The following is a 13,423-nucleotide window of genomic DNA, read 5'->3' as shown; positions in this document are numbered from 1 at the left end:
GGGTTCAGTGGGGGAGAGTTATATGTTTTTGAATCAGGTCTTTGCGGTAGTCGACTTAGAGACAACTGGCACACAGAGAAATGAACACGATCGAATAATTCAATTTGGTTGTGCTCTTATTAAAAACGGTCATATTTTCAAGACATTTTCCTTCTTAATCAACCCGCAGAAACGGATCCCACCAGTGATTGAGAACCTGACTGGTATCACCAACAAAAGCGTTAAAAACCAGCCTCCATTCGCGTATTTTGCTGCCCAAATCAGCAAAATACTCAAAAATACAATTTTTGTGGCACATAACGTCAACTTTGACTTACCGTTCTTAAACTATGAGCTAGTAAACGCTGGTCTCGAACCACTGACCAATCGTTCGCTTGATACCGTTGAATTAGCCCAGATTGCCTTTCCCACTTTCGCAAGCTTCAAACTACAGGACCTCACGAAGCGCCTTAAAATTCGTCATACTAATCCACACCAAGCAGACTCGGATGCGGTGGTAACAGCCAAGCTGCTCTTGAAGATTCTAGCTGTGATTGAAGAAATGCCTCAGGCAACACTAAATCAACTGATGGGGCTTTCAAAGGGACTCACTCGTGACAACGATTACGTTTTCGAAGAAATTGCGAATACGAGTAGACTCTCTAAACGTCCTTTACCAAAGAACATGATTCAGATCAAGGGGTTGGTGCTCCAGAAACAAAGTCACGCCTTACCTGATCAAAACGCCCCGAGATTAACTTTTCCGTTGGCAGATAGTGACAAGAAGAAGATGTTCAAAGGAAATATCAACTATCGTCGGGGCCAGGTGAACTTGATCAATCGAATTCATAACTTCGTCAGTGCGAAGAATGACAAGTCATTGCTGGTTGAGGCACCAAATGGAACAGGGAAGACATTCAGCTATTTGTTTAGCTACGCCTACAATCTTTCAAACCTCCAGAAACTTGTTGTGGCTACGCCAACAATGGTCTTACAGCAGCAGATTGTGGAGCAGGAGATACCCCAGCTCAACCAAGTGACTGGATTACCCATTAAGGCAGAGTTAATTAAGAGTCCCAGCCATTACCTTGACCTAGACGGTTTCTTCCAAACGTTATATGACTTTAACCAGAACAAACCAACGACCATTCTTCAGATGAGAATTATCAGCTGGCTTACACAAACAACAACTGGCGACTTGGATGAACTACAATTAACCACTTATAACGCACCCATCTTTTCACTGATTAAACATCCAGGAGATGCAAGAGTTGGAACAGATTTCAGTGACGTGGACTTCTGGAATTACGCCCGCTATCGCCAGGAACAGGCCGACATTCTCGTAACCAATCACGCCTTCTTAGCTAACCACGGACACGACAGTATCTGGGGGCAGAATCCCTTTCTGGTGATTGATGAGGCTCACAGGTTTGAAGATAACGTGGTAAGTGCCCGCTCTAACTCGCTTCAATTCGAGAGCTTCTGGGGGCTGCTTAGTCACTTGCACCACGTGCTCTATAATAGTCACCAAAGTCTGGCGGACTCGTTTAACAATAGTCAGGATCTGCTGTTTCTCTTAAGTGGTTTGGAGCCTAAGATCACGGAGCTAATCCACACAATCAATGAAGTTCAGCGCCTGTATTATAGCGTCGGAAATCCACGTGAACACCCATATCAGAGGCGGAGAAATCAGATAGAAATCGTACTCAGCGGTGATGAAATAGTACCAATTCAAAAGGAGCTACGACGTGTTTTAGAGCGAATGCAGGCAAGGATTGATGAGGTCAGACAGGGTACGAATAAGATTGTCGATTGGCTTTTAGCACAAAAAGATAGTCTCTTAATGTCCGATATCGCCACAATCGACGATTTAACCAGTCAGCTGGATTATCTAGACAGTTACTCTGAATCGGCGTACATCCTATCAGATCAGCTGCTGGATGCCCAGACCTTGGGTGAGAAGGGTTTTCTACTCCAGATAACCGACCCAAACGATCCTTTGAGCACAAACGTCACTTGGTTGACGCTCGATACTAGTGATGATTTACACGATATCTATCAACGTTTTACCCATAAATTATTTGTTAGTGCAACTTTAACTAAAAATGATCAAGACTTTACCTTCATGGTCAAACAATTGGGACTAGATCCGACACAAGTTGAGACATATCAAGCAAAGTTAACCCTCGATTACAAAAAACATCTGAAAATTGCGTCCTTAAAAGATGGTTCAGTTGCGGGAAATCCCAATGAGCCCAATTTCGAACGCTATTTAGAACAGCAATTGCCACACTTGGCGTCCGTTAAAGCTCACACGCTAATTCTTTTCACCAATCTGGAAGTGATTAAAAATACTTATGAACGGATTGCTAACAACCCACTGCTGAAGGATTATGAAGTTTTGGCACAGGGTATTACGGGATCAAACGAGAAGATTGCGAAACGTTTTGCCTTGAGTAAAAAAGCTATTTTGCTTGGCGCAAATACGTTCTGGGAGGGAATTGACTTTCGGGATACGGTGGTCGATGTCGTGATTATTACTAGACTGCCGTTCGAATCCCCCGACCAACCAGCAGTCCAACTGCGCCAACAAAAGTTGGTGAAGCAGGGCTTTGATGTTTTCACGGAAGATGTGCTACCACGCGCCATCATCCGCTTTAGACAGGCAGAAGGACGTTTAATTCGCCATGAGCGCGATTATGGCGTCTTCATCGTGCTCGATCAACGCTTCAATCAAAGTGGCTACAGTACTGCATTCAAGCAAAGTTTGCCCGTTAAACAAATCGAATACCTACAGAAAGACGACTTGGTACAATTCCTGAAACATGAAAAATAAAAGAACGAACTGGAAAAAAATTTTTGCTATTGTAGCTACAACCTTACTATTAGTTTTTTGCGCGATCCTGATTGTCTTGAAACTTGCCATAGATCCCCGCTCAAATAGCGAGGAGCAGGTGCGGACAATTGCGCTACGGAAAACTCCCATTAAAACCGTCGCTGAATACTATCATCTGAATCGTAGCGTGCGCTCCGTTTCTTTGGCGGGCCAGGACAGCAAGAAGAAAAATTACTATTTCATCTATCTACCAAAGAGTAAAAAGGCCTATTTGTATGATACAAAGAATGGTCAAAGCAAGAAGAAAATTCTCAAAATATTTAGGGAGAATCATCCCAATCGGATAGTGAAAGATATCAATTTAGGTTGGTACCAGAAGCATGCCGTCTGGGAAGTACACTATACAAAAAACAACGGCAAAGTCGGTTTCGTACTCTATAATTTCAAGAACGGCGAGGAGCTATCCTACATTGATAACCTCTAGTTCTTTAATTGGAGTGTTAAGTTGCATATTTTTTTGTATAATAGAGAAGTAATTTTATAAAGGTTGGGTAAAAAATTGACAAAACAAATACATATCAACGAAGCAAGTCAGTACGTAGACCAAGAGGTGGTTATCGGTGTCTGGCTTGCAGACAAGCGTTCTAGCGGTAAAATCAGCTTCCTCCAACTACGTGATGGAACGGCGTTTTTCCAGGGCGTAGTCGTGAAGAATAGCGTTTCCGACCAGATCTGGGAAATTGCCAAATCAGTCCATCAGGAATCGAGCATGTACGTCACCGGTGTGATTCACGAAGATTCTCGCTCACACTTTGGCTACGAGATAGAAATCTCTGACATTGAGCTAATTTCACAGAGTGAGGGCTATCCAATTACACCTAAAGAACACGGAATTGAGTTCTTACTGGATAATCGCCACCTGTGGCTCAGATCGCGTCGACCATTTGCCATCATGAAGATTAGGAACGAAATGATTCGTGCTACCTATGAATTCTTCAACAAAGAGGGCTTCATCAAGATGGATTCACCAATCCTTACTGGTAGCGCACCGGAGGGCACGACCGAGTTATTCCACATTGACTATTTCGATTCAGATGCATATCTCTCTCAAAGTGGCCAATTATATCAGGAGGCCGGGGCAGAGGCATTTGGCAAAGTTTTCTCTTTCGGGCCAGCTTTTAGAGCTGAGAAATCAAAATCCAGAAGACACTTAACAGAATTCTGGATGATTGAGCCCGAAATGGCCTTCATGCATCAGGACGAAAGTTTGGCGATTCAGGAGCATTACATTGCATTCCTAGTCCAAAGTGTGCTAGACAATTGTGCGTATGAATTAAAAATCCTGGAGCGTGACACTGACCAATTGAAGAAATACACTAAGTTGCCTTTCCCAAGAATTAGCTATGATGAAGCAGTTGAGCTGCTCCAAAAGGGTGGTCATGACTTCAAGTGGGGCGAGGACTTTGGCTCACCCGATGAAACATTCATCTCGGAGCAATTTGATCAGCCGGTCTTCATCATGAACTACCCTAAGACCATCAAGCCATTCTACATGAAGGAAGATCCTAAGAGAGACGATGTTTACCTTTGTGCAGATTTACTGGCTCCTGAGGGTTACGGTGAAATTATTGGTGGGTCAGAGCGTGAGACCGATTATGAGATCTTAAAGCAACGAATTGTCGATGCTGGCCTGAGCTTAGACGAGTATCAATGGTATCTCGACCTACGCAAATACGGCAGTGTACCTCACTCTGGCTTTGGACTTGGGTTAGAACGTGCAATTACCTGGATTTGCAAACTAGATCATCTAAGAGAGGCTATCCCGTTCCCAAGAATGATCACAAGAATTAAGCCTTAATTTAAGCAAATTACTTAAAGTTGGACCGAAGGTTCAACTTTTTTCTGAATGGATGTAAGTAACATGACGCAAAAAAATGATAGCTTTCTTCAGTACCGCGAGCAAGGGTTTACAACAGTCAGCAACGCTTTACTGGCCAATTACAACAATCTTAAACTAAGTAATCAACAGTTAATTTTAATTCTTCAACTCGAACGCTACGCCCAGCGAAACGAATTTTTCCCTGCCAACGAACTCTTGGCTAGTCAAACTAATTTCTCTGTGAGCGAAGTTGGTTTAATTTTGCAATCATTGATCGACCAAGGCTTCCTCGTAATTGAGCAGGGAAATGATGCTAGTGGGCGGATTAACGATGCCTACACCTTGGCGCCGTTGTACGTCAAGTTGACTGAGTTTCTCGATCAAAATGTCGATGTTCATTCTCAGACTAGAGAAGCTGCTAGTCCAGTCGCTCAACCGCAGGAATCAAAACTCGACCAAACAATTCGTCAATTTGAAATTGAATTCGGTCGCATGATTTCACCAATCGAGCGCCAAATGATCCAGTCATGGTTCACTGTTGACCATTACGATGCAGGCGTAATTCAGCTGGCACTTCGTGAGGCAGTCTTAGCACAAGTTTACAATTTCAAATACGTCGATCGGATACTGCTGAACTGGCAGAGAATGAACTTGAAGACGACATTACAAGTGGAACGCTACTTGCAGCAGTAGGAGGTTTTAGATGGCATTACTAAGCAAAAAGGCTGCACGCACGGTTTTGTACCGCATCCTTGCAATGTATCCTGATGCAACGACGGAACTAAACTACGATACGCCATTTCACTTATTGTGTGCAGTAATCATGAGTGCGCAGACGACCGATAAGCAGGTTAACAAGCTTACCCCAGAATTCTTTGAACACTATCCTGATGCCCTGGCGCTCAGTCAGGCCTCGATTGAGGAGATCGAGCTCTATATCAGTTCCATTGGACTATACCATGCGAAGGCGCGAAACTTGAAAAAAACGGCCACAATTTTAGTCGAGCAATTTAATGGACAAGTACCCGATAGGAAAGCGGACTTACTGCAGCTAGCTGGTGTTGGTATTAAAACTGCTAATGTGGTACTCGCAGAAATCTACCATATCCCAGCCATCGCTGTTGACACTCACGTAGCACGGATTGCCAAGAAATTCAAAATCGTGGCGGCAAATGCAACGCCTGAACAGGTTGAGCAGCGGCTTGAGAGTATTCTCCCGCAGGAAGACTGGGTACGGGCACATCACGCAATGATTATGTTTGGTCGTTATACGATGACCGCTCGTGCGCAAAATCAAGATCCTTACTCATATTTGCCACCATTAAAAAAAGAAGATTTATCGTAGGATAAATCTTCTTTTTTGGCTATTTAACTAGTAAATACTAGTTTGCCGGTGGGGTATCCGGCTCATTTTCATCAGGATCGGTTTCGCCGGGCTTCTCACCATCATCACCGCCATCACCACCGGCACCAGCTCCACCGTTTTCACTTGGTGACGAACTAGAAGATGACGATGCTGCACTGCTAGAAGAACTACTCTCGAAGCTGCTATTAGTAATCACGGAAGAGCTAGATTTGGGCTCATAATCACTCTCGGAGTATGGACTATCTGGTTCACTGCCCTTAACAAATAATTCATTTACGTAACTAACCCCCGGTGCTGCTACGCGCGCAGGATCTGAATTGGGGATAATTCTCATCTTTACAACTGAGCTTGGTATCTTCCAATCCGTACTCTTCTCATTACTCATGAGATAGCTCATCATCTGTTTATAGAGTATTTGAGCCGAATACTCACCTTGACCTGTAATTGTACCATCCTTAAGTTGGTCAAATCCGGTCCAGACACTCATCGAGTATTGCTTGGTATAACCGTTGAACCACGAATCCTTCGGTGTTCCTCGATATGCTGGATACTTTACCAAGTCAGAATCTGAATACTTAACTGAACCGGTCTTACCTGCTTGGTAGATACCAGGAATTGCAGCAGTAGTACCTGAACCATCAGTAATGACACCCTTTAACATGTCGGTAATCATGTAAGCAGTGGACTTCTTCATCACACGTTTAGCCGAGCTTGAAAAAGTTCTGACAGTTCCGTCAGCAGTTTCAACCTGCTTGATGTAGCTTGGCTTGTGGTAAACACCGTCATTGGCAAAGGCCGCGAATGCACCTGCCATATGGAGGGAGGAGGCATCAGCGCCAATTGCAACAGAGAGACCCGCATCATTTGGAATACTTATACCCATTTTTTTAGCAAATTGAGCTGCACGGCTGATACCAACCTCACCCAAAGTTTTTACTGCGGGCACATTTCTAGATTGCTCTAAGGCGTAGCGCATACTCATTTGGCCCATATAGAGGTTGTCCCAATTGTACAGCTGAATGTTTGTGCCTGGGTAGGTGTACTTGGAATCATCAAGCTGTTTGTGGGTTGACCAATTGAGGTATTCAATGGCAGGGGCATAGTCCAATACCGGCTTAATCGAAGAGCCCGTACTTCTGGCCGTCTGAACTGCTCGGTTCAATCCAAGCTGAACATTTGGTAAATTTCGGCCACCAATCATCGCCACCACGCCACCGGTGCTCGGGTCAACGATTGTCGCGCCAACCTGTTGCGCGGAGCTTGAGAAGTAGACTGAACCGTTATTTACAAGATTGTAAAGGTGCTTTTGTGCCTCTACGTTCATGTTAACAGTGATCTTCAGATTATCATTATAGGGATCGTAGCCCTTGTCCTTCAAATCCGTGATAACTTCTTTGATGTATGGATCAAAAACCGCTCTCTCGGAGTCAGTCGTAGAAGTGGATTTTTTAGCCACTAGTCCCTCGGTAATCTTTGTGGCCTTGGCATCATCGTATTCCTGCTTTGTAATCTTCTTGTTTTTATACATCGCATCAAGTACGAGGTTACGTCTTTTAGCTGTGTTATCCGGGTAGACGTAAGGATCGAAATTCACCGGTGCATTTGGCATACCAGCAATGACTGCTGCCTGAGCCAAGGTAAGCTCCTTCAAACTCTTACCATAATAGTATTGTGATGCGGTCTCCATCCCGTAAACACCATAGTTCATGTAGACCTTATTAACATAGAACTCTAAAATCTGATCCTTCGTATACTGCTGTTCAAGTTTCATTGCAAGCCACGCTTCTTGTGCCTTACGTCTGAGTGTCCTTTGAGCCGCTGTCGTATCAAATACAGTTAGTTTAACTAGCTGTTGGGTTAAAGTACTGGCACCACCCGAGATGCTACCGCTAGAAACATTACCAAGGGCAGAAGTAACGATACGAATGGGGTCGATTCCGAGGGGATTACTGTAAAAGCGCCGGTCTTCTACACTAACAACCGCATCTTTAATTGTCTGTGGAATATCCTGATTTGCCACATAGTCTCTCTTGGCAGAGCCTAACGACACGATGAACTTGCCGTCGGTATCGTATAAACCAGAACTACCACCACTGGTTAGTTGTTTTTCAGAAATACTTGGTGCATCTTTAGCATAGTAGGCGAACAGGCCAACACCGGATACTAATGCGACCAGAATAAACAAACCTGTCCATTTCAAAATTTTCCGCCATAGTTTCTGGGGCTTTTGCTTACGGCCACGCTTTGGATGATTCAAGGCTGCACGAGTATTCTCGCTGCTTTTCGAGCGTCTTTTATTATCTGTCATTATTAGTTTTAATTCCTTTGTTTTTAATTAATTGATCAACTGCATCAAGGTAGGGGATGGTCGGGCGGTAGCCAATACTCAACTCAATTGACGCCTCCTCGATAGTAGTTAATTTAATCGATTTTTGGTCATCATCATGTTCAAAATTGGCTATAATTAGACTTGCTGGTGTCACGAAATAGCGGTTCATCGTACTGAATTTGATGATGACAAAGCAGATACCATCTTGGAGGAGACACCGCTTGAAGTGCTCAATTTGATGCTGGTGAAAGTTCTTCAAGGGGAAAGAAAGCTTGTTCTTGGTTTCTTTGGCCTCAAAGTCGACGTAATAACCGCGGTAGACGCCATTATAGTCTGTCGTCGATGCCTGTCTGAAGTATGCTTCTTTAATCACGGCTCTGCTTCGTTTTGGGTAATCAACACTCACGATTTGAATCGGGGTAGGTTTCTTATAGATTACGGCCTGATTATTCACCAGATAGTATTCGTTACTCTCGTTAATCTCTTCCTCAAGAGTCATCCCACGTCGTGAAAAGGTGGGTTGATTACTTTTTTTTAGAGTATCCGGATCTGTATGAAATTCTTTTCTGTTACCATTTGGATATTTGACCATTGAATTATCTCCTGCTAGCATTATAACAATAATGATGTAATTTAGAAAATAAGAGGTAGCGTTGTGGAGCGACTTTGGCTCACTGGTTATCGTAGTTATGAACTCAGTGTTTTCTCTGATACAGAACCCAAAGTTGAGGTCATCAAGTACGTGCTAACCAAAAGATTGCAAGATGAGATTGAGAACAACGGCCTAAAGTGGCTGATTACGGGTGGTAATCTCGGTGTGGAACAATGGGCGATTGAAGTCGCATTGAAACTACGCGAGGACTACCCATTAAAAGTTGCGCTAATCACACCATATGATCAGTTTGAACATAACTGGAAAGAAGACAAACAAATCAAGTTTAGTCAATTAAGGGCTAAGGTGGACTTCTTTGCAACAGTTTCGAAGCAACCTTATCAAAATTTTATGCAACTAAAGAATTACCAAACCTTCATGTTAGGCCATACTGACTATGCAATGCTGGTCTACGATTTGGAGCATGAGGGCAAGCCCAAATACGATTACAGTGCGATGACTAGAGAAGATGCAACGAGAGATTATCCCGTTAGCCTCATCGACTTCTATGAGCTAGAGGAGGGCGGGAACGACTTAGCGGAACAAAAACGTGACTGGATTGATTAATTTTTGCAAAAATTGATAATAAAGAGTTAATGTTGTTTGCGCAGTCAGTCATCTTTGATAAGATAAAGTCAGTAAATTAAGGAGCATTAAACATGAGTGAGCAGTATGAAATCAAATTAACAACAGACGAAATTTTAAAGCATCAGTTCAAGCAAGCGAGAAAAGGCTATGATACAAGTGAGGTAGATAACTACCTCGATAGTGTGATTGACGATTATGAGTCTTTCCAAGATATTATCACTAATTTACAAAGACAGAACAGTGAATTGAAGCGCCAGCTTGCCGATCAGGCTCACCGCTCGGATGTTCAAAATGAATCTGTGCAACCATTAGAGGACGAGAACCAGCCGTCAACTAATTTCGACATTATCCAAAGACTCAGTATCCTTGAACGGAAAGTATTCACTATCGAGCAAGCGCTTAATAAGAATGATTAATTATACTGGGCTTATTAAGTAGCTTGTGCTATAATCAATTGTTGTTGTATATGCAAATTTCGGGCAATCGCGGTCATTTAGTTGGCTGAGGAAAGTCCACGCTCGCACGAACTGTGATGTTCGTAGTGTTTGTACTTAGCCCAATAAGCTAAGGTATCGTAAGATAACGGCGGAAAAAGCACTAAGGTTTCGGCTATGTGTGAATATCCTGAAAAGTGCCACAGTGACGGAGCAATCTGGGAAACCAGGTTGGTGGAACGAGGTAAACCCTGCAAGCGGGCAACCCAAACTTTTGGTAGGGGCGCTTATGTCTAAGGAAACGAACTAAAGACATAGACATTTTTGTAGATAGATGATTGCTGAAGGTAAATCTCCCAAATTTACCGGAACAAAACGTGGCTTATAGAAGTTTGCATGGGATGAGTTGAGCTTATTGCTCAACTTTTTTTATAAAATTAAAGAGGATAATATGGAAAAATTTCAGCTGTATGCAACTATGGGCGCAGGTTTTGAGTCTGTCGTTGCAAAAGAATTACAGGCCTTAGGTTATGAAACCCGGACAGAGAACGGTAGGGTATTCTTTGAAGGAACACAAGAAGACATAGTCAAAACAAACCTTTGGCTGCGCACCGCCGATCGCATTAAAATCCTGTTAGAGGAATTCACCGCAACCAGTTTCGAGGAACTATATGACCAGGTCTATGACTATGATTGGGCGGGCCTGATTCCCGTTGATGGCCAGTTTCCTGTCAAGGGTCGTAGTGTGAAATCGAAGCTGCACAGTGAGCCTAATATCCAGTCCATTACGAAGAAAGCTGTTGTAGATAAACTAACTAAACAATACCGCCGACGCGGATTTCTCCCTGAAGTGGGCGCATTCTACCAGCTTGACGTCCAAATTGTGAAGGATTTGGTACGGATTTCGCTAGACACCACGGGCTCAAGCCTCTTCAAGCGTGGTTATCGGATCGAACACGGTGGGGCCCCTCTAAAAGAAAACTTTGCTGCTGCGATGCTGAAACTGACTCCATTCGATGGTACGCACCCGCTAATTGATCCCATGACCGGTTCAGGGACGATTGCGATCGAGGCGGCGATGATTGCAAGAAACATTGCACCTGGAAAACTGCGTGACTTTGCGTTTAGTGACTTTGACTGGTTCAACCATCAGCTACTGAAAAATGCTAAAGAAGAAGCCTTGACAAAAGAGACGACGGAACACGCCGAAATATGGGCCAGTGATATAGATGAATCCGTGCTGGCTGTTGCTAAACTGAACGCGAACAACATTGGTGTACTCCAAGACATCAAGTTCAAACAAGTTGCCGTCAAGGACTTCAAGACCGAACTGGAGAATGGTATTATCATTGCTAATCCGCCATATGGTAAAAGGCTAAAAGACGAAGAATCTGCACGTGCTCTCTACCACGAAATGGGGGAGGTATTCAGACCATTAACTAGTTTTAGTAAATACTATCTCACGAGCGACCTTGAATTTGAACGGTATTACGGTGAACGAGCCACTAAGCGGCGTAAGCTATACAATGGGTCAATCAGAACCGATTTTTACCAGTATTGGGCTAAACGAAAATAAATTTTCTCCAAATAAAAAATTATATGATTAACGAATCTTTTGTGCTACTCTTACCTTATTGAATAGGGGTGCTCAATGATGCAGAAGAAACATTGGTGGGGCCTAATCGGCCTCTTTTTTATTGGAATTGCTGTCATACTAGGCATTGGTTTCTATCATTATACCAACACCAATAGTCACTCGAAGACGTTACCCACAACCAATCAAACACCCAAAATTTGGGTCCTCAGCGACACACACTTCATCGCTGACTCACTTCATGATAATGGTCATAAGTTCAAGTATATGGAGGCCACAGCTGCTAGTAAGGATTTAAAGTACGGTACAGTATTACTCAAAAGTCTGGTTCAAAAGGCACTAAAAGAGAGGCCAGCGGCCGTAATCATTACGGGTGATGTGACATTTAATGGTGCGAAGAAGAGTGCGACACAACTAGCTAAAATATTCAAGCCACTAACAGATAATCAGATTAATTTCCTCGTCATCCCTGGTAATCATGATATTTATGATGGTTGGGCGCGGAGCTTCAAAGGCAAGCATGAATATAAAACAGAACAAATTAGCCCAGAAGACTGGCACCACATTTTCAAATCTAGTTATGAAAATGCAACTAGCGTTGATCCAGCCTCACTCAGTTACACGGTGCAACTAAACGATCAATATCAATTGTTGCTACTAGACACAAATAAATACAGTGTGGGGCCAGCGACGACTGCGCCGTATACAAGTGGTACAATCAGACCTGCCACGATTAAGTGGCTGGAGCAGCAATTAAAAGAGGGGCAGAAAAAAGGGTTACGGACGATTAGCTTCACCCACCACAACCTTTACCAACATAGTAGCCGCGGTAAGTTCGGCTATGTCATCGAAAATACTGCCACTGTGCAACGACTCTTTAGTAAATATGACGTCAAACTCAACTTTGCCGGGCATATTCATGCGCAAGATATTACTAAGGATTCAACAGGAAGATGTCCAACAATCGAGGTACTAAACGGTAGCTACGCCGTAGCACCAAATAGTTATGGCGAGCTGAAGTTGACACCAGGAAAGTTAGATTATCAGAAGAAAATGATGGATATTAGTCCATTTTTAAGATCGCAGGAACAAATAAATACCGATTTAAGTCACCATAAAGCATACGCCAAGAAACTTTTCTTTGACGACACAAAGGCAATCATCTATGAACGATTATACGCGCAGGCGAAGAACCAGCCCAAATTACTAGATGCCGCTGCCCAAAGTTTTGCTCAGCTGAACTGGTATTTCTTCACTGGTACCGATAATTTATCAGCACAACAAGTCGAAGAGTTCGAGCAGACGACTGGATTCAAAGCCCTCGTCAAATACGGTGCTGTGAGTGCTAACTACGCACAAACTGCGCTACAGGACAACAACATGGATGACAATTCATTAACTATTGAATATTAAAAAAATCCCAAATTGCAAGAACAAATTAGCCAAGCAATAAATCCCGGCAAGACAGTATTTTCATTGATATTCATATTTTAAAGATTCAATCTTTAGCCAGCGGCAGCGGAGAAAAGCTCTTTTGGGGTTTGGTAACCTGACTGCCGGCGTGGTAAGTTGTTTAGCTTGGCTTCCACTGCTTGGATATCACTAGGGCCTAAAGTATCCATGGACAGGCCCTTAGGCACATCACGACGGATCATTCGATTATGCGCCTCATTTGTGCCTCGTTCTGAAGAGCGGTAAGGGTGGGGACAGCAAAAGGTGGTTGTGCTGTGCCATCAAGTACAATCGTAACTTTCACGTTTGGGACC

General features: G+C 43.4%; 11 protein-coding genes, 1 other RNA gene and 1 pseudogene. 10 read left to right on the top strand and 3 right to left on the bottom strand.

The window, feature by feature from the left end; translation table 11 throughout:
• Positions 1 to 22 precede the first annotated feature (22 nt).
• From LA20533_RS08150 to nth, 5 genes are all read left to right on the top strand, one after another.
• Positions 23 to 2,815 carry a helicase C-terminal domain-containing protein gene (locus LA20533_RS08150; protein WP_056946151.1) on the top strand — a complete coding sequence of 931 codons (2,793 nt, stop codon included), beginning with the start codon at positions 23 to 25 and terminating at the stop codon, positions 2,813 to 2,815.
• Between the two features lie 76 nt (positions 2,816 to 2,891).
• Positions 2,892 to 3,299, top strand: coding sequence for a PepSY domain-containing protein (locus LA20533_RS08145; protein ID WP_236693755.1), 408 nt, complete (start codon positions 2,892 to 2,894; stop codon positions 3,297 to 3,299).
• Positions 3,300 to 3,374: 75 nt separating this feature from the next.
• Positions 3,375 to 4,673, top strand: coding sequence for an asparagine--tRNA ligase (asnS, locus tag LA20533_RS08140; protein ID WP_054745066.1), 1,299 nt, complete (start codon positions 3,375 to 3,377; stop codon positions 4,671 to 4,673).
• 63 nt (positions 4,674 to 4,736) lie between these two features.
• On the top strand, positions 4,737 to 5,387 hold the full coding sequence (locus LA20533_RS08135; protein ID WP_056946142.1) for a DnaD domain protein: 651 nt from the start codon (positions 4,737 to 4,739) through the stop codon (positions 5,385 to 5,387).
• Positions 5,388 to 5,397: 10 nt separating this feature from the next.
• Positions 5,398 to 6,039: an endonuclease III gene (gene nth / locus LA20533_RS08130; protein ID WP_056946141.1), complete on the top strand. Its 642-nt coding sequence runs from the start codon at positions 5,398 to 5,400 to the stop codon at positions 6,037 to 6,039.
• Positions 6,040 to 6,076: 37 nt separating this feature from the next.
• On the opposite strand, the gene LA20533_RS08125 is transcribed toward nth, so the two are convergent.
• The gene (locus LA20533_RS08125; RefSeq protein ID WP_056946140.1) at positions 6,077 to 8,368 is read right to left on the bottom strand and encodes a PBP1A family penicillin-binding protein; all 2,292 of its coding nucleotides are present in this window, start codon (positions 8,366 to 8,368) and stop codon (positions 6,077 to 6,079) included.
• Positions 8,358 to 8,981, bottom strand: coding sequence for a Holliday junction resolvase RecU (recU, locus tag LA20533_RS08120; RefSeq protein ID WP_056946139.1), 624 nt, complete (start codon positions 8,979 to 8,981; stop codon positions 8,358 to 8,360). Before recU ends, LA20533_RS08125 begins: the two co-directional genes overlap by 11 nt.
• A gap of 63 nt (positions 8,982 to 9,044) precedes the next feature.
• On the opposite strand from recU, the gene LA20533_RS08115 reads away from it, so the two are divergent.
• The 5 genes from LA20533_RS08115 (at position 9,045) to LA20533_RS08095 (ending at position 13,070) form a co-directional block, all read left to right on the top strand.
• Complete coding sequence (locus tag LA20533_RS08115; RefSeq protein ID WP_056946138.1) at positions 9,045 to 9,608, top strand: SLOG family protein; 564 nt, start codon at positions 9,045 to 9,047, stop codon at positions 9,606 to 9,608.
• Positions 9,609 to 9,700: 92 nt separating this feature from the next.
• On the top strand, positions 9,701 to 10,045 hold the full coding sequence (gene gpsB, locus LA20533_RS08110; RefSeq protein ID WP_054745076.1) for a cell division regulator GpsB: 345 nt from the start codon (positions 9,701 to 9,703) through the stop codon (positions 10,043 to 10,045).
• A 55-nt stretch (positions 10,046 to 10,100) separates the two neighbouring features.
• Positions 10,101 to 10,453: RNase P RNA component class B (gene rnpB / locus LA20533_RS08105), an RNA gene on the top strand.
• A 61-nt stretch (positions 10,454 to 10,514) separates the two neighbouring features.
• A complete protein-coding gene (locus LA20533_RS08100; protein WP_056946137.1) occupies positions 10,515 to 11,639 on the top strand; it encodes a THUMP domain-containing class I SAM-dependent RNA methyltransferase in 1,125 nt (374 codons plus the stop codon).
• Positions 11,640 to 11,714: 75 nt separating this feature from the next.
• Entirely contained in the window at positions 11,715 to 13,070 is a 1,356-nt protein-coding gene (locus tag LA20533_RS08095) for a metallophosphoesterase (protein ID WP_082611551.1), read from the top strand.
• 92 nt (positions 13,071 to 13,162) lie between these two features.
• Here the strand turns inward: LA20533_RS08095 and LA20533_RS08460 are convergent.
• A pseudogene (locus LA20533_RS08460) lies at positions 13,163 to 13,360 on the bottom strand (IS30 family transposase); the annotation flags it as partial.
• Positions 13,361 to 13,423 lie beyond the last annotated feature (63 nt).

Origin of the sequence: Amylolactobacillus amylophilus DSM 20533 = JCM 1125 (genome assembly GCF_001936335.1) — a bacterium.
GTDB classification, from domain to species: domain Bacteria; phylum Bacillota; class Bacilli; order Lactobacillales; family Lactobacillaceae; genus Amylolactobacillus; species Amylolactobacillus amylophilus.
Note: the sequence above shows the minus strand (reverse complement) of the source record. Positions and strands in the feature narration are given on the sequence as shown.